The sequence below is a fragment of the Anaeromyxobacter sp. SG17 genome (assembly GCF_022690695.1).
GTDB lineage: Bacteria > Myxococcota > Myxococcia > Myxococcales > Anaeromyxobacteraceae > Anaeromyxobacter > Anaeromyxobacter soli.
The window spans coordinates 118,668-141,991 of the sequence record NZ_JALCYX010000004.1; the positions used below are offsets into that span (position 1 = coordinate 118,668).

The window sequence follows — 23,324 nt, forward strand, 5'->3', positions numbered from 1 at the left end:
GGGGGGCGGCCGGGGCGGGGGGGGGGGGCCGCCGCCGCGCCGGCCCGCCGCCCCCCCCGGCTCTTTCGCGAGTCCCGCTACGAGGAGGCGCTCGCCGAGTTCCGCCGCGCGGAGGAGCTCGGCTCGGAGCGCGCGCGCGGCTACGCGGGCGCGGCGCTCGTGAAGCTCGGCCGCGCCGGCGAGGCGCTGGACCAGTTCGAGTCGTGGGGAGCGGCCCCGGGCGGCGACGCGCTGCTCGACTACTACCACGCGCTCGCGTGCCACGGCGCCCGCCTCTACGCGCGCGCGGACCGGCTGCTCGCCGGCGTGGAGGCCCGCGGGGAGCCGCACCTCCGCGAGCTCGCGACGCGCCTGCGCGGCCAGCTCGCGGCCCTGCTCGCGGGCGAGCCGCCGCGCGACGCGATCTCCTGGTACCTCGCGCGCTGCGAGGAGCAGGGCCGTCGCGGCCGGGCGGCCTCTGCGCGCGCCTACTGCGAGGAGGCGCGGGTGCTCGGCGAGCGGCGCGCGGACCGCTACGGCGTGGCGCACGCCGGGCCGGAGGAGCCCTTCGAGCGCGGGCTCCGGCTCATGCGCGCCGGGGATCGGCGCGCGGCCGCCGCGGCGTTTGCGGAGGCGCGCGGGGACGGGGGCGGGGCGGCGGCGCTGCTCGAGGGCATCTGCCTGTACGAGCTCGGGGAGGACTCGCGCGCCGACGCGTCCCTCGCCGTCGCCGAGCGCTCCGCCGAGCACCGCGAGGCGGCCGAGTTCTACCGCGGCCTCGTGGCGCTGCGCGCCGGCCGCTCCGACGACGCGGCCCGGCTGCTCGAGCGCGCGAGCACCGACCCGGAGCTCGGCCAGACCGCGCTCGGGCTCGCGCGACTCGCCCGCCGCGGCGGCCGCCTCGGCCTGTCGATCTTCGCCGAGTCGGGCTGGGACTCGAACGTCGATCTCACGCCCGACGCGAGCCGCGTCCGCAGCGGGACGGGCGACGCCGACACCGGGATCACCGCGGTGGGACGCTTCTCGCCGCTCGGCGAGAGCGGCCCGTTCCTGCGCGCGACCGCCCAGCTCCGCGAGCAGGCGCGCTACGACGTGCTCGACCTGCGCGGCGGCGGCGTGGCCGCGGGGTGGCAGGCGGGGAGGGGCGCCCGCTACCTCCTCGCCGAGGGCGGCTACGATCGCCAGGACCTCGGCGGCGCACCGTACCTCACGGCGCCGCGCGCGCTCGGCGCGGCGCGGGTCCCGCTCTCCACCGAGACCTCCCTGGGCGCGACCTATCTCGCCCGGTGGGAGTCGTTCCACACCGAGATCGCCGCGCCGTACGGTGGCCTGCGCCAGCTCGGCGAGGTCGACCTCACCCTGCTCCTCGGCGGGCGCGGCAGCGCGACCCTCGCCTGGCGAGGCGTCCGGGACGGTGCCCGCGAGCCCGCGCTGGCGTCCTTCGAGCAGGGGCCGCGCGTGGGGCTGCGCCTCGAGCTCGGGCCGCGGGCGCGCGCCGGCCTCGACGCGAGCCTCGCTTGGCGCACGTACGACGCGCTCGACCCGGGGCTGCGCGCCGTCCGCGCCGACACGGCGCTCGCGGCCGGGGCGACGCTCGAGCTCGATCTCGCCGATCGCTGGTCGCTCCGGCTCGGCGTCGCCGGGCGCAAGGAGCTCTCCAACGTCCCGGAGCTCTCCTGGACGAAGCTCGCGCCGTCGCTCGGGATCGCCTACACCGTCGGGCTGCGCTGACGGGGCGCTCGCCCGGCCGGGCGCGCGCCGCGAGCGGCTCCGGACGCGCCCCGCCGCCGCCGCGTATATGATGCGCCCGGCCGCGCCCGTGCGGCTCCACTCGATCGACCGGCACGCGATGAGACTCACGCTCGGCATCTCGCCCTGTCCCAACGACACCTTCATCTTCGACGCGCTGGTGAACGGCGCGATCGACACGGGCGAGCTCCGCCTCGACGTCGTCCACGAGGACGTGCAGACGCTGAACGAGTGGGCGAGGGCGGGCCGGCTCGACGTGAGCAAGGTGAGCTACGGCGTCGTGCCGGCCATCGCGGGCGACTACGCGCTCCTCCGGTCGGGCGGCGCGCTCGGCCGCGGCGTGGGGCCGCTGCTCGTCGCGCGGCCCGGCGTCGACGCGTTCCGGCCGGAGACGATGCGGGTGGCGGTGCCAGGCCGAGACACCACCGCCCACCTCCTCTTCTCGCTCGCCTACCCGGGGGCGGCGCACAAGCAGTTCCGGGTGTTCTCCGACATCGAGGACGCCGTCCTCGGCGGCGCGGTGGACGCGGGCGTCATCATCCACGAGGGTCGCTTCACCTACGCGGCGAAGGGGCTCGTGAAGCTGCTCGACCTCGGCGAGCACTGGGAGCGCCAGACGGGCGCGCCCATCCCGCTCGGCGGCATCGTCGCGCGCAGGACCCTCGACCGCGACGTGCTCCGCGCGCTCGAGCGCCTCGTCCGCGAGAGCACCCTGCGCGCGCTGGCGCGGCGGCCGCTCGTGACCGAGTACGTGAGGCGGCACGCGCAGGAGATGGACGAGGCGGTGATGCGCCAGCACATCGACCTGTACGTGAACGACTTCTCGGTGGACGTCGGCGACGCAGGGAGGAGAGCGGTCGAGACGCTGCTCGACGTGCACGCGCGGATGAACCCCGCGTCCGCCGGGGTGCGGCGCGACGTGTTCCTGTGAGTCGCTGGAGCGGGCCGGGGCCCGCGGTCGGGAGCGCCTGTCGGGTACCTCCGCCATCCGTCCGTGCGCGGGCCGCCCGCGGCGCGCAGATCCGGGCACCACACGGGAGGTGGGCATGACCCGAACGACGGTGACGATCGTGGCCGCGGCGCTCGCGATCGCCGGCGCGGCGCGCGCCGAGGTGAAGACGCAGGAGATCGAGTACCGGCAGGGCGACACGGTGCTGAAGGGGTTCCTCGCGTACGACGACGCGGCCAAGGGGAAGCGGCCCGGCATCCTCGTCGTGCACGAGTGGTGGGGGAACAACGCCCACGCGCGGAACGCGGCGACGAAGCTCGCGAAGGCAGGCTACGTCGGGTTCGCCCTCGACATGTTCGGAGAGGGCAAGTCCACGACGCACCCCGAGGACGCGAAGGCGTTCGTGGCGGAGGCGACGAAGGACCCCGCCGTGAAGAAGGCCCGCTTCGAGGCGGCGCTCGAGCAGCTCGTGGCGCAGCCGCAGGTGGACCGTGAGAAGATCGGGGTCATCGGCTACTGCTTCGGCGGCGGGGTGGCGCTCGACATGGCGCGGGAAGGCGAGCCCCTGAAGGCGCTCGCGACCTTCCACGGCAGCCTCGCGAGGTCGAGCGAGCCCGCGAAGGAGGGGTCGTTCGGACCGCGCAGCATCCTCGTCCAGACGGGCGGCGCCGATCCCATGGTGCCGAAGGAGCAGGTGGCGGCGCTCGAGAAGGAGATGAAGGCGGCCGGGGTGAAGGCGCGCGTCATCACGTATCCGGGCGCGAAGCACGGGTTCACGAACCCCGACGCCGACAAGGCGGGCATGGCCGGGCTCGCCTACGACGCGAAGGCCGACCGCAGGTCCTGGGACGAGCTGCTGAAGTACCTGAAGGCGGTCTTCGGGAGGTGATCGCGGCACCCCGCACCGCGACCGCCGGCCCGGCCGCGCACGTGCTCTCCGTGAGCGGGCTCGAGAAGCGCTTCGGCGCGACGGTCGCGGTGGACGGGGTGTCGTTCGAGGTCGGCCGCAACGAGATCGTGGGCCTGCTCGGTCCGAACGGCGCGGGGAAGACCACCACCATCAACATGCTGCTCGGCGTCCTCCAGCCGAGCGCGGGGACCATCCGGATCGAGGGCGTGGATCTCGCCGCCGAGCGATCGCGCGCCCTCGCGCGCACCAACTTCGCCGCGGTGTACGCCCCGCTCCCCGGCAACCTCACGGTCTCCCAGAACCTCCGCGTGTTCGGGCTGCTCTACGGCGTGAGGCGGCTCTCCGACCGGATCGAGGCGCTCCTCGCGCAGCTCGACCTGCGGCGCTTCCGGGACACGCGCTGCGGCGTGCTGTCGTCGGGAGAGCAGACGCGCGTCGCGCTCGCGAAGGCCCTCCTCAACGAGCCGCAGCTCCTCCTGCTCGACGAGCCGACCGCGTCGCTCGACCCGGCCACGGCACGCGACGTGCGGGCCAAGATCCGGGCGTGCGCGGCGGCGGGCACCGGCGGCGTGCTGTGGACGTCGCACAACATGTACGAGGTCGAGGAGGTCTGCGACCGCGTCCTCTTCCTCTCGCGCGGGCGGATCCTGCTCGAGGGCGACCCCCGGACGCTGCCCGGGGAGCACGGCAAGGCCACGCTCGAGGAGCTGTTCATCACCGTGGCGCGCGAGCCGCTCGCGCTCGAGGGGGCTTGATGATGACCTTGCGGGCCGGGCGCGTCTTCGCCGTCGTCCTCCGGCAGTGGTACCTGGTCCGCGGGAGCTTCTCGCGGATCGTGCCGCTCTTCGCGTGGGTGGCGGTGGACGTCGTGCTGTGGGGCTTCATCACGCGCTGGCTCGACAGCGTCGCCGCGCCGGGCGGGAGCTTCGTCCCCACGCTGCTCGGGGCGGTCCTCCTGTGGGACTTCCTCGCCCGCGTCATGCAGGGCGTGACGATGGCGTTCTTCGAGGACGTCTGGTCGCGCAACTTCCTCAACGTCTTCGCGACCCCGATCTCGATCGCGGAGTACGTCTCCGGGCTCGTGCTCGCGAGCGTGGCGACGAGCACGCTCGGCCTCGCCGTGATGCTCTCCATCGCGACGGGCGTGTTCGGGCTGTCGCTCCTCGGCTACGGTCTCCTGCTCGTCCCGTTCCTGCTCGTGCTGTTCCTGTTCGGCATCGCGCTCGGCATCACCGGCTCGGCCCTCGTCCTCCGGCTCGGGCCGGCCGCGGAGTGGTTCGTCTGGCCCATCCCGGCGGTGCTGTCGCCGTTCGCGGGGGTGTTCTACCCGCTCGCCACGCTCCCGCCCTGGATGCGCGCGGTCGGGCGCGCGCTGCCGCCGTCGCACGTCTTCGAGGCGATGCGCGCGATCGTCGCCGGCCGCGCCTTCTCGGGCGCGGCGCTCGCCTGGGGCGGCGGCCTCGCGGTCCTCTACATCCTGCTCGCGAGCTGGGTCTTCGTGCGCGTCCACCGCCACGCGGTCCGGACCGGGCTCATCGCGCGCTACAGCGCCGAGAGCGTGAGCTGAGCCAGCGGCCGACGCGACCGGTCGCCATCCCGCCCCAACTCGCCGCGGCCGCCTGGCCGCTTCCTCGCTCGCCCGTGGTACGGACGGCCGGGCGAGCCATCGCTCGCAGCCACGGCCGGCGAGCGCCCGGGATCCACGAGGCATCCGGCGTGAGCTGAAACAGCTCGCATCCGCTCCGAGCCGCGCTCGAGGAGAGCGAACCGGGTCGGCAGGGAGGCGAACGGGGGAGGCTTCGCGCGCTCCGTCCATGCGAAGGCCATGGGACGGGCGAGCGAGGGTAGATGGGTCGGGTAGACGGCGACTCGCCTGCAGGAGAGCCCCCATGACGAGTCACGGCAGTCGATCCCGCGCGCTGGCCTCGTGCGCGCTCCTCATCCTCGCCCTGCTTCCCGCGCAACCCCGCGCCGCGCCCGCCGCGAAGATCTGGGTCGCTTCGGCGACCGAGAAGATCCGTCCGGGCGATCCCGCGCGCGCGACCTCGGTCGCACGGATCTCCGCCGCCCGGAACGAGTTCGAGGCCTTCCAGGTGGTCGTCACCGGCAATGCCCGGGGCGTGCGCGCGAGCGCGTCCACGCTCTCGGGCCCCGGCGGCGCCGTCATCGCCGGCGTCCGTCTCTACCGCGAGGCCCTCATCAACCTGACGCGACCGTCCGCGCCCGACGGCGCCACCGGGCGCTTCCCCGACGCCCTCGTCCCGGACGTGGACGAGATCGTCGGGGAGCGGCGGAACGCGTTCCCGTTCGACGTCCGGGGCGGCGAGAGCCGGGCGATCTGGGTGGAGGTGTTCGTGCCGCGCGGCGCCGCCCCCGGGCTCTACCGCGGGGAGCTCCGCGTGGACGCCTCGGGGCGCTCCACGGTCGTGCCGGTCGAGCTCACGGTGTGGGACTTCGAGCTGCCCTCGACCTCGACGCTCCGCACGGCCTTCGGCCTCATGTGGGGGACGCTCCCCGCCGGCCACGGCATCAGCGCGTCGGACGTGGCCGCGTTCGCGACGCTGCGCGCTCGCTACGGCCAGCTCGCGCTCGACCACCGCCTCTCCCTCTCGCGTCACGATGACGGACAGTGGAACGACCTCGACCACTTCGACCGCTACTACCGTCCGCTGATGGACGGGACCGCCCCGACGCGGCTCGCCGGCGCGCGGCTGACCGCCGTCGAGTACCTCGGCAACCTCGAGGACGTGGCGAACCTCGCGCGCTGGGCGACGCGCTACCGGTCACGGCCGGGCTGGTTCGAGCGGCTCTTCCAGTACACGTGCGACGAGCCGCCGTACCAGGGCTGCACCTTCGCAGACGTGCTCACCCGCGCCCGGGCGGCGAAGACGGCCGACCGGGAGTTCCGGACGCTCGTCACCACCACCATCCAGCAGGCGGACGCGAACGGGATCTCCCCGGTGCTGGATCTCCTCGTGCCGGTGGTGAACTTCATGGACGACAAGTCCGGCACCTACGCGGGGAACCAGCGCAGCAAGTACGACCCGTTCCTCGCCGCCGATCCGCTGAACGAGGTCTGGCTCTACCAGAGCTGCATGAGCCACGGCTGCGGGAGCAGCTCCGCGTACGACACCGGCTGGCCGAGCTACATGATCGACGCGTCGGCGGTGCGGAACCGGGCCATGCAGTGGCTCGACTTCGTGTACCGGGCGACGGGCGAGCTGTACTGGGACACGACCTACGCGTACCTCTCCGGCGATCCCTGGACGAGCCAGTGGGAGTTCGACGGCAACGGCGACGGGACGCTCTTCTACCCGGGCACGCCGGCCAAGATCGGCGGCGCGACCCACGTCCCCGTCGCGTCGATCCGCCTCAAGATGATCCGGGAGGGGATGGAGGACTACGAGTACCTGAGCCTGCTCTCGCGGCTCGGGGACCCGGGCCTCGCGGCCGCCGTCGCGAGCGACCTCTTCCCGACGGCCTCCTCGACCGACCCCGGCGTCGCCCGGCTCATGGCCGCGCGCGAGCGCGTCGCGCGCCGGATCTTGGAGCTTCGCGGCGTCCCGTTGCCGTGAAGGACGGATGCGCGCGCGCCCCGGCAGACGAGCAGCCGGTAGCTTGACTCGACGCGGCGCGCGGGACTAGCCTCGCGACGTTCCTCGGACGAAGCGCAGCGGGTGCTGCGCCGCGTCCGCGGACGATCCCGATCACAACGACCCGAGCGTCGCCCGGCTCCGGGCGTCGCGGAGCGCGAGAGGCGCCCCGCGGCGCTCACACCGGCGATCGTCGTTGCAGGAGTGGTCCGACCATGCAGTCCGCGCTGTTGCCCGCGCTCGTCCTCGCCGCTGCCGCCATCGTCGTGGGCCAGAGAATCCGCGCGCGCCGTCGCTTCGCCAGGCTGAAGGTCTCCGGGGGCCGGATGGCTCTCGTCCTCAACATCGTCAATCGACGCTGATCCGTCGCTGGATCCCGCGCCGCGATCACCAGATCGTAGCGCCCGGGTCGGGTGGCGGTACCATTCGCGCCGTGGCGAGACGGCGCGCGAGGCGGAGGCCTGCCCGGAGCCGGCGGCGCGAGGCGCCGCCGCTCGCGGTGGTCGTGCTCCTCGCCGTCGCGTCGCTCGCGGCGGTCAACTTCGCCTACCAGGTCATCCGCAAGCCGACCGAGCTGCTCGGGCTCGTCGCGCCGACTTCCCCGAAGCCCCCCGAGGCGACCTGGGCCGAGTACGGCGCGCTCTTCGAGGAGCACTCGACCGATCTCGTCCGTCCGGAGCTCCTCGCCGCGCTCGTCCAGGTCGAGAGCGCGGGAGACCCGCTCGCGCGCACCTACTGGCGCTGGCGGTGGAGCTGGAACCCCCTCGAGCTCTACGCGCCCGCCTCGAGCGCCGTCGGGATCCTCCAGATCACCGACGGCACGTTCGTGGAGGCGAGCCGCCTCTGCATTCACGACCACGCGGTGGCGCACGAGGGCGCCTGGTACGACCCGCGCGCCTGCTGGCTCAACGCGCTCTACTTCCGCACCGTCCCGAGCCACGCCATCGAGATGACGGCGGCGCTCCTGCACGAGGCGATCGCGGAGGCGCTCGGAGGACGCAGCGCGACGGTGGCGCAGGGCGCGCGCCTCGCCGCCCTCGTCCATCTGTGCGGCCGGGGGCGGGCCCCCGCCTTCGCGGCGCGCGGGTTCCGGGCGCTGCCCGGCGAGCGCTGCGGAGACACCGACCTCGGCGGCTACCTGGATCGCGTGGAGGCGCTCTCGCGGACGTTCGCGCGCATGGCGGCGGTGGACCTCTGATCGCGCCGCCCGCCCGGGCGGGCTCCCTGCGCTCGGACTCCCTGGCGCGGGTCACTTGCACGCGACCGGCCGGCAGGCCCCCGCCGCGCCGGCCTGGCAGCAGTGCAGCGCCACCCCGCTCGTGTCGAAGAAGTCGACGCGGTAGCCGTGGCCGTCCGTCTCGAGCACCGCGTAGCCCCAGGCGGTCGTCGCGAAGCGGACCTGGGCGCGGGCGGGCGTGCGGGTCGTGAAGTGCGCGAAGCTGCCCATCGCGGTGCTGCCGGAGACGAACACCTCGAGACCGTCGAGCGTCAGGTGCTCCAGGGCGTGGACGTGGCCGGCGAAGAACGCGCGGGCGCGGCCCCCGGCGGCGGCGAGGAGCCGCGCCATGCGCGCGCCGTAGGGGAGCGGGCGGCGCGTGCCGTACCAGTGCACCGCCGCCGGCGGGTGGTGGCCGACGAGGAAGCAGAGCCGCCCGGCGCCGCACGGCGCGGTCGCCTCGCGGACGAAGGCGAGCTCCTCCTCGAGCGTGAAGCCGCCGTAGTCCCGGACGACGACGTTCGTGTCGAGCACGACGAAGCGGACGTCGCCCCGGTCGAGCACGTAGTGGCGCGCCGGCTGGAGCCACTCGGGCGAGCGGCGCGCGACCGCGAGGCACGCGCGCCGCCGCATGGCCTCGACCTCGCCCAGCGCCGGCCGCGCGCAGCTCCCGCCCCCGAGGCCGACGTCGTGGTTCCCGAGCGCGAGGTAGATCGGCAGAGGACCGCCGTGGCGCCCGCGCAGCCCCGCGAGCGGCGCCTCGTTCACGCGGAAGAGCGGGTCGTCCGGCGGCGAGGCGCCGGGCGCGACGGTCAGGCCGTCCTCGGCGAAGCGGCAGGTCTCCGCTCCCGGTCGGGTGGGCTCCGGGCCGCAGTGGTAGATGTTGTCGCCGAGCTCCAGCGCGAGGTCGAACGGGCGCGCGCGGGTGGCGCGGCGCATCGCGCCCGCCACGAGCCGCTGAGGGATCGACTGGAAGCCGAAGTCTCCGAAGACGAGGACGCGCTCCGTCTCGGAGCGCGAGGCCGGGCGCGGGCCGAGCGGCTCGGCCCGGTACACGTCGTGGACGCAGGCGAGCAACGCGGCGGCCACGAGCGCGACCGAGCCACTCCTCAGATGCGCCGCGTTCATCGTGGGATCCCCTCGGCGTGGCTCGGGGGCCCGAGCGGGCCGCTCCCTCGGGTCCGCTCCATGGCCCCCGGACGCCGTGGCGCGAGTCTCGCCCGAACCCGGAGGACGGACGGCGCTCGCGCTGGGGGCTCCCCGGACGAGCGCCCGGCCCGGGCGAGGTGGCGCACGCCCCGGCGCCCGCGTTGAGCGCTCGAGCGTCCTGAGCGTACCGTGTTCGTCGTGGCGATCGCAGCGATGCCCGCTCGCCTGCTCCCCGACGCAGCACGGACCGTGACGCGCCGGCGCGCCGACGTGGAGTGGCTCAAGGTCGCGGGCGCGCTCCTCGTGTTCCTCATCCACGCGGCGGAGCCCTTCAACCCCTGGGACAGCTGGCACGTCACGAGCCCGGAGCGGACGAAGTGGCTGGGGGAGGTGATCCTGGTTTTCGCTCCCTGGATCATGCCCCTCTTCATGATGCTCGCCGGGGAGAGCACCTGGTACGCGCTCGCGCGCCGCTCGACCCGCGCGTACGTCAAAGACAGGCTCCTGCGCCTCGCGCTCCCCCTCGCCGCGGGGCTCCTCGTGCTCGTCCCGCCGCAGGTGTATCTCGAGCGCCGCCTGAAGGGTCAGTTCGGCGGGTCGTTCCTCGACTTCTACCCGCACTTCTTCGACGGCCTCTATCCGCGGGGGAACTTCGGCTGGCACCACCTGTGGTTCGTCGTCTTCCTGCTCGCGTTCTCGCTCGCCACGCTGCCGCTCCTCCAGTGGCTGCGCACGCCCGCCGGCCGGCGCACGATGGCGCGCGTCGCGGCGCCGTGCGACGCGCCGGGTGGGCTCATCTGGCTCGTCCTGCCGTACGTGGCGATCCGGATCGCGATCGAGGTCGTCTTCCCCGGCACCCCGCCGCTCTCCGCGGACTGGTCCGACCGGGCGCTGCTCCTCCCCGGGTTCGTGTTCGGGTTCGCGCTGGCGGGAGAGGACGGCTTCAAGCGCGCGCTGGACCGGTGCTGGCAGGCGGCCCTCGTCCTGGCGCTCGCGACGTCCGCGACGCTCGCGGTGTGGGCCTGGCCCGGCCACCTCCTGGACCGCCTGCCCGCGCCGCGCTCCCCGGCCGGCGCGCTCCTGTGGGGCGGCTACGCGTTCGGCGCCGCCTGCTGGCTGCTCGCGCTGCTCGGCGGCGCGCGCCGCCACCTCGACGTCCGGCGTACGGTGGCGTTGCGCGCAGGAGAGCTGGTCTTCCCGTTCTACGTGCTGCACCAGCCGATCGTCGTCGGCTTCGCGTACCTCGCCGTGCGGGCGGGGCTCGGGATCCTGCCCGCGTTCGCGTTCATCTTCGTGGCCTCGCTCGCGACCACGCTCGCCCTCTGCGCGCTCGTCGCCTCGAGCGACCTCCTCCGGCCGATCTTCGGGCTCAAGCGGCGCTCAGCCGCCGTGCGCGCCAGCCAGGCGTGACGCGGCCATCCCCGCCTCGCGCAGATGCCGCGCGAGGAAGGCGCCGACGCGTCGCTCGTACTCGGCGGGCGCGAACGCGTGCAGGTCGACGTGCGCCGCCCTGTCGACCTCCCAGAGCTCCTTCGGCGACCGGGCGCGCTCGAAGAGCGCCCGCGACTCGCTCGGGGTCGTGTACCGGTCGGCGGTGCCGGCGGCGACGAGCACCGGCGCCGTCTGCTCGCCGATCCGGTCGATCGGCCGAAGGTCCGCGGCCCGCACGCCGTCGCGCGGGAAGATCGAGTGCAGCACGAGCGAGGTGAGGGGCGGGCCGATGGGCCCGAGCCAGGCGCGCAGCCGGTCGCGCACGGCGTCCCGGATGGTGGGGTAGACCGACTCGAGCACGAGCGCCTCCACCGGGAGCGGCGTCTCCCCGAGCAGCGCCGCGGCGCCTCCCATCGAGATCCCGATGACGCCCACCCGCTCGCCGGGGAGGGCGCTCCGCACGAACTCGACCGCGGCGCGCGCGTCGCGGCTCTCGAGCGCGCCGTAGGTGGACTCCTCGCCCGGGCTCTCGCCGTGCGCGCGGAAGTCGATGAGCAGCACGGAGTAGCCGGCGGCGCTGAGGAACCGCGCCCGGTCCACCATCGTCAGCCGGTTCGCGCCCATGCCGTGCAGGAGCACCACCGCTCCGGCCCGGGGCCGGCCGCGCACGAACCAGCCGTGGATGTCGCTGCCGGAGGCGCTGGGGAACGCGACGGGCTCGGCGTCGAGGTCCTTCGGCGGCGGCCGCACGGCCGCGCCCGCGCACTGCACGGTCAGCGCGGCGAGCGCGAGGAGCGCGACGCGCACCGCGCCGCTCCGCCGCTCGATCGATCTCCCGACGCGCTCCGTCATGAGCGACGTTTGATAACGGCGCGTCGTCACGGCCACAGCGCGGGAGCGCCCGGATGCCCGGTCGCCGCCGCGAGGACGAAGCTCCCTCCCGCCCGCGCCCGGGAGGCCGCGCCAGCCGGGCACGTCCTCCTGGGCGCCTACGCGCCGTGCCACGCTCGCTCGCTTCGCGGGGGGTACGACCGGCTCGCCTCAACCGGGCCGCGAAACCGGACCGGCCCGTCGCGCGTCGAACACTGAGAGCGCGGTCCGGAGGCGCGGGCCGAAGCGCGAGGAGAGGGAGGGGCGTATGCAGGCTGGAACGAGGGCCGGGCTCGTCGCCGTGGCGATGGGCGTCCTGGCCGGCTGCGGAGGATCGAGCTCGTCGAGCACGCCCTCCACGCCCGGCTTCTACATCACCATCTCCAACATGACCTTCTCCCCGGCGAGCCTGTCGGTGCCGCCCGGCGGGACGGTGACGGTCCTCAACAAGGACGCGGTCCCGCACTCGGTGACGAGCGAGGCGACCGCGAACGCCTTCACTCCCGGCGCGGTCGCGGGGGTGTCGTTCGACACCGGCACCTTCGACGGTCAGAAGACCTTCACGATCCCCGCGAGCGCGCCCAACGGGACGAGGATCCCCTTCTACTGCACGGTCCACGCGGCGACCATGAAGCCGCCGAACGGCACGATCACCGTCGACGCGGCCGCGCAGCCCGCCGCGCCGCCGGGCGGCAGCGGCGGCGGAGGCTACTGAGTGGCCCGCCGGTCACTGCTCGAGCGCGAGCGTCGCGAGGTAGGCGGCGGCCGTGAGGTAGCCCAGCCCGACGTGGATGGTGCGCGTGTTCTTCGGGAACCGATCGCCGGGCGCGGTGTTGCGCACCCCGATCACCTGGGGAAACGCCGAGACGAGGCCGAGGATCGGCTGCAGGGTGATCCCGCCGAGGTGGACGTAGGTGAGCGCGCGATGCCACGGCCGGGCCGCCGGCCTGACGTGGCCCACCGGGCCGGGGACCGAGAGCGCGAGCACGCCGTTCGCGGTGTAGAGCGTCGCGGAGAGGACGCCGCTCGTGCCGTGGAGGGTCGACAGCCCGCGATCGCAGCCGTACGTGCCGAGGACGGGGTGGCCGGTCTGGCAGCGCCCGTCCCCGAACGCCGTGGGCTGGTTGATTGCGGCCAGCGTCCCGAGGGTGCTCGTCGCGAGGAGCGCGCCGGCGGTGCTCCACTTGAGGGCGCGCTCCCAGCGGCGAAGGCTCCTCACGCGGGCGTCGTCCGGCGGCGCGAGCTCGCCGGCATCCTGGTGCGCTCGCTCGCCTTCGCCGAGCCCGGGACGGTGGAGCGCGAGGTCGCCGGGTGCGCTCGCGGTCACCCCGGCGGGCGCGAGGAGCTCGAGGTGGAGCGCCGCCTGCACCGTCCGAGCGGGAGCGGGGGCCGTGGAGAGGCTCCCCGCCGTCGCGCAGACCACCGACATCACCAGCGCGTGGAACATGTCGTCCTCCTCGCCGCGTCACCTGCCGGCATGCTGTGTATCCACGTTCGGTCCCGGTCGCGAGGTCTCGCCCGGAGCGGCCCCGTCGCCGGCCCGTCGAAGGATCGTGCGCCCGCGCGCTCACCCTTTGAAAGGGATCCTCCCGTGACGAGGAGCTGCCCGTGAGGTTCCTCTCGCTCGCGCTCGCGGTCGGTCTCGCGGCGGTCGCTCCGGCGGCGTCGGCGGGGGAGTGGGAAGCGCTCCCGCCGAGCGGCTACATCGTCGTGCACGTCCAGAAGAAGGGCCTCTTCTCCGGCTTCGCCCACGACCACGCGTTCGAGGTCACGGAGTGGCGCGCGAGCGCGGTCATCCCCGACGGAGACCCGGCGTCCACCTCGGTCGAGGTCATCCTCTCGGCCGGCTCGCTGCACGACCGGCAGCCGCGCCTGTCCGAGGGCGACCGCCGGAAGGTGGACGCGCAGGCGAGCGGGCCGGACGTCCTCGACGCCGAGCATCACCCGCGGATCGAGTTCCGATCGCAGCGCCTCGAGCTCGAGCGCGGCTCGACCGACGGGGCGCACCTCCGCGGCACGCTGCACGGCACGCTCGCGCTCCGCGGCCGGAGCGCGCCCGCCGACGTCGACTTCGAGGCGGAGCGGGGCGCGGACGCCTGGAGCGTCCGCGGGAACGCGCACGTGAAGCAGACGGCGTTCGGGATCAAGCCGTTCAGCGGGTTCGGCGGGACCGTCGGCGTCAAGGACGAGCTCGTCGTCGAGATCGCCCTCTCGCTGCACCGGGCCGGTCCCCGGGGGGCGTCCGCGAAGCCGCGCCCGGGCGCCGCGGCAAGAGAGCCGTAGCGCCCAGGCGCGATAGTGGAGTAAAGCAGTCCCCTTCACGCCGGCCCGCGAATTGGCCGGCTCGCGAGCTCTGGGCGCGCGGCGAAACGCCGCAGCGCCGGGCGAGGAGCGGCGGTGGAAGGGCAGCAGGTCGAGTCTCGAGCGCCACGGGTCGTCATCGTCGGGGGCGGTTTCGCCGGGATCTACGCGGCGCGGGGGCTCGCGCGCGCGCCGGTGCAGGTGACGCTCGTGGACCGGCGCAACCACCACCTCTTCCAGCCGCTGCTCTACCAGGTGGCGACCGCGGCCCTGAACCCCGGCGACATCGCCGAGCCGATCCGGCACGTCCTGTCGCGGCAGCGGAACGCGCGCGTGCTGCTCGCGGAGGCGGCGGCGATCGAGCCGGACGCGAGGCGGCTGCGGCTCGTGAACGGCCTCGCGCTCGACTACGACTACCTCGTCGTGGCGGCCGGCGCGACGCACTCCTACTTCGGCCACGACGAGTGGGCCCGGTTCGCGCCGGGGCTGAAGACGCTGGAGGACGCGGAGGAGATCCGCCGCCGCGTGCTCACCGCCTTCGAGCGCGCGGAGGCGGACCCGGACCGCCAGCGCCGCGAGGCGCTCCTAACCTTCGTCGTCGTCGGCGGCGGCCCCACCGGCGTCGAGCTCGCGGGCGCGCTCGCGGAGATCGCCCGCTTCACGATCCCGCGCGACTTCCGGACGGTGTCCACCGAGCGTGCGCGCGTGATCCTGGTCGAGGGCACCGAGCGCATCCTCCCGGCGCTGCCGCCGGAGCTCTCGGCGGCGGCGCAGCGCGAGCTCGAGCGGCTCGGGGTGCACGTCTGGACGGGCAAGCGCGTCACCGGCGTGGACCCGCGCGGCGTGCAGATCGGAGAGGAGCGCGTGGCCGCCCGCACCGTGCTCTGGGCCGCCGGCGTCGCCGGTGCACCGCTGGCGCGAACGCTGGGGGTGCCGCTCGACGGCGCGGGGCGCGTCGTCGTGAACCCCGACCTGACGGTCCCGGGGCACGAGGAGATCTACGTCGTCGGCGACCTCGCGGCGGCGCGGAAGAAGGACGGCACGCCGATCCCCGGCGTCGCGCCGGCCGCGATCCAGCAGGGCAAGCACGCCGCGAGGAACCTCCGCGCGACGCTCGCGGGGAAGCCGCGCCGGCCGTTCGCCTACTTCGACAAGGGCGTCATGGCCACGGTCGGGCGCGGGCGCGCCGTGGCCGGGTTCTGGAGGTTCCGCCTGACCGGGGTCCTCGCCTGGTTCGCCTGGCTCTTCATCCACATCTGGTTCCTCATCGACTTCCGGAACCGGGTGGCGGTCATGTTCCAGTGGATCTGGCACTACCTGACCTTCAAGCGCGGCACGCGCCTCATCCTGGAGACGCCGGAGGAGGAGCGGTTCCGGGCCGTCGCGGGGGTGGCGCCGCCGGACGTGGACGCCTGGCCGCCCAACGAGAGCGATCCGGAACGGCCGGACACCTAGGCGGCCGTCGTGGCGGCGCGCGGCCTGGCGACCGCACGCCCCGCGACCCGAGCCCAGCGCTTTGGATGGGAGGCCCTCGCGGGTTAGAACCCGGCCCCATGTCGGATCGGAGAGAAGAGGGCGGGCGGCCCCTCACCGGCGAGGACCTCGCGATCGCGCTGAGGGTCCTCGCGCGCGTCGCCGCCGACCGGACGGTGCTCGCGGAGCTCGACGCCGAGACCCGGACGACGCTGCAGAAGCTCGCGGGCGAGGTGGCGCGGCCGGACCTCAAGCAGCGGAAGAAGCTCCAGCGGGCGCTCCTGCGGAACGAGCGGGTGGAGCGCAGGGCGCGCGACGAGGCGCTGCGCAGGGGGACCGGCATCCAGCAGCTGCGGGCAGCGCCGGTGTTCGAGACGCCGCTCCCCGAGCTCCCGCCCGCGGGCGCCGACGCCTCGGGCTGGTGGCCGCGGCTCCCGGGCGCCGAGGAGGCGGGGGCGGTCCGCCCGGCCGCCGGGGCGCCCGCGGACGCCGGCGAGGGCGACGGCCCGGAGCTCTCCGAGCCGCGCAAGTGCTACGTCTGCAAGGCGCCGTATCACCGGCTCCACCCGTTCTACGACCAGCTGTGCCGCGCCTGCGGCGACGAGAACCTCGCGCGGCGCACGGCGACGGTGGACCTGCGCGGGCGGGTCGCCCTCGTCACCGGCGCGCGCGTGAAGATCGGCTACCAGGCCGCCATCCTCCTGCTGCGCGCCGGCTGCAGCGTGGTCGCCTGCACGCGCTTCCCGCGGGACGCCGCCGCGCGCTACGCGCGCGAGCCGGACTTCGAGGCCTGGAGGGATCGGCTCACGATCCACGGCGTCGACCTCCGCCACACCCCGAGCGTCGAGCTGCTCTGCCAGCGGCTGGACGCGACCCTCCCGCGGCTCGACTTCCAGCTCCACAACGCCTGCCAGACCGTGCGCCGCCCGCCGGGCTTCTATGCGCACCTCCTCGAGCGCGAGGAGGCCCCGCTCGCGGCGCTGCCCGAGGGCGAGCGCGCGCTGCTGCGCGAGCACGAGGCGCTCAAGGCGGCGCTCGCGGATCACCGCCGGGCGGCGGGGGTGACGCGGCCGGCGCTCCTCTCGCAGGCGCCCGGCGACGAAGGCCCGCTGCTCTCCGGCAAGAGCGCGCTCGAGCTCTTCCCGCGCGGGGTCCTCGACCAGGATCTCCAGCAGGTCGATCTCCGCAGCCACAACTCCTGGCGGCTCACGCTGCACGAGGTCCCCACGCTCGAGCTGCTCGAGGTGCTGCTCGTGAACGCGACCGCGCCGTTCGTGATGACCGCGCGGCTGAAGGCCCTCATGCTCCGCGCGCGCGCGGCGCCGCCCGAGACCGCGACGAGCGGCGACCCGGCGAAGCACGTCGTGCTCGTGTCGGCGATGGAGGGGCAGTTCTACCGCGAGCACAAGACCGACAAGCACCCCCACACAAACATGGCCAAGGCCGCGCTCAACATGATCGTGCGCACGAGCGCGGGCGACTACGCGCGGGACGGCATCCACCTCAACGCGGTCGACACGGGGTGGGTGACGGACGAGGACCCCGCCCACCTCGCCGCGCGCAAGGTCGAGGAGCACGCCTTCTCGCCGCCGCTCGACATCGTCGACGGGGCGGCCCGGATCGTGGCGCCCATCTTCGACGGCTTCCGCACCGGCCGGCACGAGGCCGGCCTGTTCTTCAAGGACTATCGCCCGACGCCGTGGTGACGGGGGACGATGCCCCACGCGAGCTCGGCGCAGCGGCGAGGTCCGCGCGGGGGGCGGCCGCACGCCCCCCCCCGCCCGCCCAACGGGGGTCGCCGGCGCAACCCGGAGGCGCCGGCGGGGTCGTGCCGCTGCCCGTGCCCCCGGTGCCCGTCTGGCTCGCGGGCGGCGACGCGCCGGGCGCCGCCGGGTTGCCGGTCACGACCTGCACGAGCACGGCGGTCGGCTGGGTGCCGGTCATCTCGTACGCGACGCGCGCATCTTCACCCGGGGTGATCTGAGCCGCGGAGGCCTGCTGGCCGTCGATCTGGACGCGCGTCCGGTTCGTGATCTGGAAGGTCATCGGGTCGCCGCCGGGCGGCTGCACCACGACCTGGTTGGCGGTCGCCTGCTTCACCTGGCCACCCAGGATCTGCTCACCGCGGCTCACGAGCCGCTGCTGCTGGGAGAGCTGCCGTGAGGCCTCCTGCTGCGCCTGCTGCGCCTGCTGCGTCGACTGCTGGATCGCGAGGTTCGCCTCCCGCTGCGCCTGCTCGGCCTTCATCGTCTCCTGCTGGGCACGCTGCTGCGCCTCGTTCAGCCTGCGCTGCGCTTCCCTCACGTCCGCCTGCGCGGTCGCGGCGCGCTTCTGCTGGTCGGTGGCCTTCTCCTGCGCCTTCTGCGCCGCGCTCAGCGCCTCCTTCGACTGGCGCTGCGACTCCGAGACCCGCTCCGCAGCCGGGTTCTCACCCTTCGCCTGGCGGCCGGTCGCGCACCCGCTCGCCGCCACTGCCAGGAGTGCCGCGCCCGGCAGCGCATACCTCTTCCACGTTTTCATGGCTCCCCCCTCGTCCTATCCCCAACCTGGGGCCGCGACGCAGGGTCCGCAATCCGAGTGGCGCGGCGCCGCCGGGGGCGATGGCGATGCCGCTCCGCGTCATGGCATGTTCACCGATCGCCGAGGCGGCGCGAGGAACTGCGAACGGCGGAGGTCGCCGCCGCTAGGATGGCGGGGGTGCGTAGCGCCCGCCTCGATCTCGCCCCGTTCGGCCGCCTCGACTTCGGGGAACCCGCGCGCGTGATCGCGACCGACGACGTCCGGCGCGTCCGCGCCGCGCTCGTCGAGGTGGAGGCGGAGGCGCGGCGCGGCCGCTGGGCGGCGGGGTTCGTGTCGTACGAGGCGGCGCCCGGCCTCGATCCCGCGATCGCGGTGCGCCGCGGCTCCGGCCCCCTCGTCTGGTTCGGGATCCACGACGCGCCCGCGACCGCAGCGGCTCCTTCCGCGGCGGAGGTCGCGGCGGCCCGCGTGGATGACCTCGCGCCGGAGGTCACGCGCGCGCAGCACGTCGCGGACGTGGAGGCCGTGCGCGCCGCGCTCGGCCGCGGCGACGCCTACCAGGTGAACCTCACCTTCCGGATGCGGGGCCGGTTCACGGGCGATCCCTTCGCGCTGTACGAGCGCCTCCGCCGCGCCCAGGGAGGCGGCTTCACTGGCTGTCTCGTCGTGGACGGGCGGGCGATCCTCTCCGCCTCGCCGGAGCTGTTCTTCTATCGGCAGGGGGATCGGGTGGAGGTCCGGCCGATGAAGGGGACCGCCCGGCGCGGGCGCGACCTCGCCGAGGACGAGCGGGCCGCCGCCGCGCTCGCGGCCTCGCCGAAGGAGCGCGCCGAGAACGTCATGATCGTGGATCTGCTCCGGAACGATCTCGGCCGGGTGGCGCGGGTCGGCTCGGTGCGGGTGGGGGAGCTCTTCACGGTCGAGCGCTACCCCACCGTGCTGCAGCTCACCTCGACCGTCGAGGCTCGGCTTCGACCCTCGGCCGGCCTCGCCGAGCTGTTCGCCGCGCTGTTCCCGTGCGGCTCGGTGACCGGCGCGCCCAAGATCGCCGCCACGAAGCTCATCGCGGACCTGGAGCGGAGCCCGCGCGGCCCGTACTGCGGCGCCGTCGGCGTGGTCGCGCCGGGCGGCGACGCGGTGTTCGACGTCGCCATCCGCACGCTGGACCTCGACCTCGAGTCCGGCGCCGCGACGTACGGCGTCGGCGGCGGGATCACCTGGGGCTCGGACCCGGAGCGCGAGTGGGACGAGGCGATGGCGAAGGCGGCGGTGCTCTCGGAGCCCGCGGACGACCTCCAGCTCCTCGAGACGCTCCGGCTCTTCGGCGGCGCGTACGCGCGCCTCGAGCGGCACCTCGCCCGGCTCGCGGGCTCGGCGCGCTACCTCGGCATCCCGCTGGAGCTCGCGGCGGTGCGAGCGGCGCTCGAGGCGGAGGCGTCGCGCGCGCCGGCGGAGGGGGCACGAATTCGCCTCCTCGTGGGGCTCGACGGCCGCCCCCGCACCGAGGCGGCGCCGCTGCCGCCGCCCGCGCAGGCCCCGCTCCCCGTGACGCTGGCGCGCGCCCCGGTGGATCGCGCCGATCGGCTCCTCTTCCACAAGACGACCCGGCGCGAGGTGTACGCGTCCCGCCGCGCCGAGCGGCCGGAGGCGTTCGACGTGATCCTGCAGAACGCGGAGGGCGAGCTGACCGAGCTCACCATCGGAAACCTGGTCGTCGAGGTCGGCGGCGAGCGGCTCACGCCGCCCGTCGACGCCGGGCTCCTCGCCGGGACCATGCGCGCCGAGCTCCTCGAGCGCGGCGAGGTGCGCGAGGCGGTGCTCCGCCCCGAGGACCTCGCCCGCGCCGCGCGGCTGTGGCTCGTGAACTCGGTGCGCGGATGGGTGCCGATCCGGTACGTGCCGTGACGGCGTCCCGAGCCCCTGCGCCGGGCACCGAGCTTCACCGCAGCCTGGGGACCCGCATTCGCGGCTGCTCCCCTCCCTCGGCCCACCGCCTCGCGGCGGCTCGCCAGCGCTCCACCTCGACCACGAACGTGGAGAGCGCGAGCCCGCCCACCCCGCCGCTCGCCTCGAGCTTCCCGAGCCCGGCGCCGAGGAGCCGCACCATCCCCGCCGGCCGGCCCTGCACGAGGCCCTTGTGGAAGCCCGCGGCGATCTGGATGAGCCCCTGGAGCGCGAGCCTCGGCGCCCCGGCCTCGTCGCGCCACGCGTCCTCCCACACCTCGTGCGCGTCGAAGAACCGCCCATCGTCGAAGAGGCGCACGCCCGCGTCGAGCGCGGCGCGCGTGTCCGCGGAGAGCGTGTCCGGAGGCCGTGCCATCCTCCTCGTCTAGCGCGCGCTTCGCGGCGGCGCGACGCGGTGGCGCCGAGGTTTTTCGCTCCCGTCCAGGTGCGGATCGGAGGTATGGCTGCGCGCCATGACCGACGACGCGAGTCGCCCGGGGCTCGGGCACGCGCTCCTCCTCGCCGGCGCCGCGTGGGCCGCCCTCGCCGCCTCGTCCGCCGGCGCGCTCCTCGCGGGCGCGGCGATCGCGCTCGCGGTCGGGAACCCCGCCCAGGCGCTCACGCACCGCCTCTCGAAGAAGCTGCTGCCGCTCGCGGTCGTCGGGCTCGGCTTCGGGATGGACCTCGGCGCCGTCGCCCGGGCCGGGGCGCGCGGCTTCGGGTACACCGTGGTCACCATCGCCGCCGCCTTCGCGCTCGGCACGCTCATGGTCCGGGCGCTCCGGGTGCGCGGCAAGACCGGCCTCCTCATCACGGTCGGCACGGCGATCTGCGGCGGCAGCGCGATCGCCGCCGCGGCGCCGGCCATCCAGGCGGACGACCGCGAGGTCACGGTCGCGCTCGGGACGGTGTTCCTCCTGAACGCGGTGGCCCTCGTGGTCGCGCCGCCGCTCGGGCACGCCGCGGGGCTCGCCGAGGCGCCCTTCGGCGTCTGGGCGGCGCTCGCCATCCACGACACGAGCTCGGTGGTCGGCGCCGCCCTGCAGTACGGGCCGCGCGCGCTGGAGGTGGCCACGGCGGTGAAGCTCGCGCGCGCCCTCTGGATCCTCCCCGTCACGGTCGGCCTCGCGGCGCTGGAGCGGCGCGCGGGGCGGGCGGCGGCGGGCCGCGCTTCCTTCCCCGGGTTCATCGCGGGCTTCGTCGTCGCCGCGGCGATCGCGACGTTCGTCCCCGCCGCCGCCCCCGTGGCGGGCGCCCTGGCGCTCGCCGCCCGGCGGGCGCTCGTCCTCACGCTCTTCCTCGTCGGCGCGAACCTCTCGCGCGAGGCGCTCCGCGAGGTCGGGGCGCGCCCGCTCGCGCACGGGGTCCTCCTGTGGCTCGCCATGGGAGGCGCCACGCTCCTCGCCGTGCGGGAGGGCTGGATCTCCTGACGCGCCCGCGCCCGGGCGGGTTGAAGCGGGGCCCGCGGCGTGCGAAAACGCCCGTCCCGTGATCCGCTTCGACGGCATCTCCAAGCAGCACGGCCGGCAGCTCCTCTTCGTCGAGGCGTCGGCCGTCCTCCACCGCGGCGAGAAGATCGGCCTCGTCGGGCCGAACGGCGCCGGGAAGTCCACCCTGTTCCGGCTCGTGACCCGCGAGGAGGAGCCGGACGAGGGCAACGTCTCGATCGACCGCGGCGTCACCGTGGGCCACTTCTCCCAGGACGTGGGGGAGATGTCCGGGCGGAGCGCCGTCGAGGAGACGATGGACGGCGCCGGCCCGGTGTCGGCGGTCGCGGCCGAGCTGCACGCGCTCGAGCACGCCCTCGCCGATCCCGCCCGCGCCGACGAGCTGGAGGAGCTCGTCGAGCGGTTCGGGAACGTGCAGGCCCGCTTCGACGAGCTCGGCGGCTACGCGCTCGAGGCGCGCGCGCGGGAGATCCTGGGCGGCCTCGGCTTCACGCCGGAGATGATGGACGGCGACGTCGGGGCGCTCTCCGGCGGCTGGAAGATGCGCGTCGCCCTCGCGCGCATCCTCCTCATGCGGCCCGACGCGATGCTCCTCGACGAGCCCTCGAACCACCTCGACCTCGAGTCGATCATCTGGCTCGAGGAGTTCCTCCAGGCCTACGACGGCGCGATCCTCATGACCTCCCACGATCGGGAGTTCATGAACCGGGTCGTCTCCAAGATCGTCGAGATCGACGGCGGCGAGCTCACCACGTACTCCGGCAACTACGACCTCTACGAGCGCGAGCGCGCCATCGCGGACGCGCACCAGCAGGCGCAGTTCGACCGCCAGCAGGCGATGCTCAAGAAGGAGCTCGCGTTCATCGAGCGGTTCAAGGCGCGGGCGTCCCACGCGGCGCAGGTGCAGTCGCGCGTGAAGAAGCTCGACAAGATCGAGAAGGTCGAGCCGCCGCGCGTCCGCAAGACCGTCGACTTCGAGTTCCGCGCCGCGCCCCGCTCCGGCGAGGACGTGGCGAAGCTCGCCGGGGTCGTCAAGCGGTACGGGGCGCGCGTCGTCCACGGCGGCCTCGACTTCCTCGTGCGCCGCGGCGAGCGCTGGTGCGTGCTCGGCGCGAACGGCGCGGGCAAGTCGACCCTGCTCAAGATGGTCGCCGGCGAGACGGCGCCGGACGCGGGCACCGTCGCGGTGGGCGGGAGCGTGAAGATGGGCTACTTCGCCCAGCACGCGATGGAGCTGCTCGCCCCCCACCGGACGGTCTGGGAGACGCTCCAGGACGCCTTCCCGCGCGCCTCGATAGGCTCCCTGCGCACGCTCGCGGGCTGCTTCGGCTTCTCCGGCGACGAGATCGAGAAGCGCTGCAAGGTGCTCTCCGGCGGCGAGAAGGCGCGGCTCGTCCTCGCGAAGCTCCTCTACGATCCGCCGAACTTCCTCGTGCTCGACGAGCCCACGAACCACCTCGACGTCTCGACCAAGGAGATGCTGGTGCGGGCGCTCGCGGGGTACGAGGGGACGATGCTGCTCGTGTCCCACGACCGGCGCTTCCTCTCCGCGCTCACGAACCGCGTCCTGGAGCTCACGGCCGAGGGCCCGATCGCCTACGGCGGCGGCTACGGGGAGTACGTGGCGCGCACCGGCCGCGAGGGGCCGGGGCTCCGGCACCTCGGGGCGGCGCGCTAGTCGAGGCGCGGGCCCCGCGGCCGCCCCGCGCGAGCCGCCCGCGGCGCGGGAGTCCTGCCCGGAGGCCGCGGGCGCGGCGTGATCGCGGGCGCGTCGCCGGCGCGGTAACCTGTC

The 23,324-nt window shown here is 74.8% G+C and carries 21 protein-coding genes; 16 read left to right on the forward strand and 5 right to left on the reverse strand.

The features are described 5' to 3' along the window. The 8 genes from MNY60_RS03395 to MNY60_RS03430 all read left to right on the forward strand — a co-directional run. Positions 1 to 1,710 (forward strand): hypothetical protein (locus MNY60_RS03395; RefSeq protein WP_242360034.1); only part of this gene is annotated, 1,710 nt, incomplete at its 5' end. A 118-nt stretch (positions 1,711 to 1,828) separates the two neighbouring features. After that, positions 1,829 to 2,659, forward strand: a complete 831-nt coding sequence (locus tag MNY60_RS03400; protein ID WP_242333561.1) for a 1,4-dihydroxy-6-naphthoate synthase — start codon at positions 1,829 to 1,831, stop codon at positions 2,657 to 2,659. 115 nt (positions 2,660 to 2,774) lie between these two features. After that, positions 2,775 to 3,566 carry a dienelactone hydrolase family protein gene (locus MNY60_RS03405; RefSeq protein WP_242333559.1) on the forward strand — a complete coding sequence of 264 codons (792 nt, stop codon included), beginning with the start codon at positions 2,775 to 2,777 and terminating at the stop codon, positions 3,564 to 3,566. Beyond that, positions 3,566 to 4,342 (forward strand): ABC transporter ATP-binding protein, encoded by a 777-nt coding sequence (locus MNY60_RS03410; protein WP_242333914.1) that lies wholly within the window; start codon positions 3,566 to 3,568, stop codon positions 4,340 to 4,342. Before MNY60_RS03405 ends, MNY60_RS03410 begins: the two co-directional genes overlap by 1 nt. A 2-nt stretch (positions 4,343 to 4,344) precedes the next feature. Next, positions 4,345 to 5,154 (forward strand): ABC transporter permease, encoded by an 810-nt coding sequence (locus MNY60_RS03415; RefSeq protein WP_242333556.1) that lies wholly within the window; start codon positions 4,345 to 4,347, stop codon positions 5,152 to 5,154. Between the two features lie 322 nt (positions 5,155 to 5,476). Then, complete coding sequence (locus MNY60_RS03420; protein ID WP_242333552.1) at positions 5,477 to 7,162, forward strand: glycoside hydrolase domain-containing protein; 1,686 nt, start codon at positions 5,477 to 5,479, stop codon at positions 7,160 to 7,162. A gap of 233 nt (positions 7,163 to 7,395) precedes the next feature. After that, positions 7,396 to 7,542 carry a hypothetical protein gene (locus MNY60_RS03425; RefSeq protein WP_242333549.1) on the forward strand — a complete coding sequence of 49 codons (147 nt, stop codon included), beginning with the start codon at positions 7,396 to 7,398 and terminating at the stop codon, positions 7,540 to 7,542. Positions 7,543 to 7,613: 71 nt separating this feature from the next. Beyond that, positions 7,614 to 8,378: a transglycosylase SLT domain-containing protein gene (locus tag MNY60_RS03430; RefSeq protein ID WP_242333546.1), complete on the forward strand. Its 765-nt coding sequence runs from the start codon at positions 7,614 to 7,616 to the stop codon at positions 8,376 to 8,378. 51 nt (positions 8,379 to 8,429) lie between these two features. Here MNY60_RS03430 and MNY60_RS03435 read toward each other — a convergent pair whose 3' ends face one another. Further along, on the reverse strand, positions 8,430 to 9,524 hold the full coding sequence (locus MNY60_RS03435) for a metallophosphoesterase (protein ID WP_242333543.1): 1,095 nt from the start codon (positions 9,522 to 9,524) through the stop codon (positions 8,430 to 8,432). 234 nt (positions 9,525 to 9,758) lie between these two features. Here MNY60_RS03435 and MNY60_RS03440 point away from each other — a divergent pair, with 234 nt between their 5' ends. After that, complete coding sequence (locus MNY60_RS03440) at positions 9,759 to 10,955, forward strand: acyltransferase (RefSeq protein WP_242333541.1); 1,197 nt, start codon at positions 9,759 to 9,761, stop codon at positions 10,953 to 10,955. Here the strand turns inward: MNY60_RS03440 and MNY60_RS03445 are convergent. After that, positions 10,926 to 11,828 (reverse strand): alpha/beta hydrolase, encoded by a 903-nt coding sequence (locus MNY60_RS03445; RefSeq protein WP_242333538.1) that lies wholly within the window; start codon positions 11,826 to 11,828, stop codon positions 10,926 to 10,928. The two genes, MNY60_RS03440 and MNY60_RS03445, sit on opposite strands and share 30 nt — an antisense overlap. 286 nt (positions 11,829 to 12,114) lie before the next feature. On the opposite strand from MNY60_RS03445, the gene MNY60_RS03450 reads away from it, so the two are divergent. Beyond that, complete coding sequence (locus MNY60_RS03450) at positions 12,115 to 12,561, forward strand: plastocyanin/azurin family copper-binding protein (RefSeq protein WP_242333535.1); 447 nt, start codon at positions 12,115 to 12,117, stop codon at positions 12,559 to 12,561. Positions 12,562 to 12,573: 12 nt separating this feature from the next. Here the strand turns inward: MNY60_RS03450 and MNY60_RS03455 are convergent, their stop codons facing one another. Then, a complete protein-coding gene (locus tag MNY60_RS03455) occupies positions 12,574 to 13,293 on the reverse strand; it encodes a hypothetical protein (RefSeq protein WP_242333532.1) in 720 nt (239 codons plus the stop codon). Between the two features lie 161 nt (positions 13,294 to 13,454). On the opposite strand from MNY60_RS03455, the gene MNY60_RS03460 reads away from it, so the two are divergent. The 3 genes from MNY60_RS03460 (at position 13,455) to MNY60_RS03470 (ending at position 17,326) form a co-directional block, all read left to right on the forward strand. After that, positions 13,455 to 14,129, forward strand: coding sequence for a YceI family protein (locus MNY60_RS03460; protein WP_242360035.1), 675 nt, complete (start codon positions 13,455 to 13,457; stop codon positions 14,127 to 14,129). Positions 14,130 to 14,243: 114 nt separating this feature from the next. Beyond that, positions 14,244 to 15,602, forward strand: coding sequence for an NAD(P)/FAD-dependent oxidoreductase (locus tag MNY60_RS03465; RefSeq protein WP_242333526.1), 1,359 nt, complete (start codon positions 14,244 to 14,246; stop codon positions 15,600 to 15,602). Between the two features lie 98 nt (positions 15,603 to 15,700). Continuing rightward, on the forward strand, positions 15,701 to 17,326 hold the full coding sequence (locus tag MNY60_RS03470; protein WP_242333523.1) for an SDR family NAD(P)-dependent oxidoreductase: 1,626 nt from the start codon (positions 15,701 to 15,703) through the stop codon (positions 17,324 to 17,326). Here the strand turns inward: MNY60_RS03470 and MNY60_RS03475 are convergent. Then, positions 17,298 to 18,140: a hypothetical protein gene (locus MNY60_RS03475; RefSeq protein WP_242360036.1), complete on the reverse strand. Its 843-nt coding sequence runs from the start codon at positions 18,138 to 18,140 to the stop codon at positions 17,298 to 17,300. The two genes, MNY60_RS03470 and MNY60_RS03475, sit on opposite strands and share 29 nt — an antisense overlap. A 177-nt stretch (positions 18,141 to 18,317) precedes the next feature. Between MNY60_RS03475 and pabB the strand changes: the two genes are divergently transcribed. Beyond that, on the forward strand, positions 18,318 to 20,045 hold the full coding sequence (gene pabB, locus MNY60_RS03480) for an aminodeoxychorismate synthase component I (RefSeq protein ID WP_242333517.1): 1,728 nt from the start codon (positions 18,318 to 18,320) through the stop codon (positions 20,043 to 20,045). A 34-nt stretch (positions 20,046 to 20,079) separates the two neighbouring features. Here pabB and MNY60_RS03485 read toward each other — a convergent pair whose 3' ends face one another. Continuing rightward, positions 20,080 to 20,460 carry a DUF309 domain-containing protein gene (locus MNY60_RS03485; RefSeq protein ID WP_242333514.1) on the reverse strand — a complete coding sequence of 127 codons (381 nt, stop codon included), beginning with the start codon at positions 20,458 to 20,460 and terminating at the stop codon, positions 20,080 to 20,082. Positions 20,461 to 20,557: 97 nt separating this feature from the next. Between MNY60_RS03485 and MNY60_RS03490 the strand changes: the two genes are divergently transcribed. Beyond that, positions 20,558 to 21,514: a YeiH family protein gene (locus MNY60_RS03490; protein WP_242333511.1), complete on the forward strand. Its 957-nt coding sequence runs from the start codon at positions 20,558 to 20,560 to the stop codon at positions 21,512 to 21,514. Positions 21,515 to 21,572: 58 nt separating this feature from the next. Then, on the forward strand, positions 21,573 to 23,210 hold the full coding sequence (locus tag MNY60_RS03495) for an ABC-F family ATP-binding cassette domain-containing protein (RefSeq protein ID WP_242333509.1): 1,638 nt from the start codon (positions 21,573 to 21,575) through the stop codon (positions 23,208 to 23,210). The last annotated feature ends 114 nt before the right edge of the window (positions 23,211 to 23,324 follow it).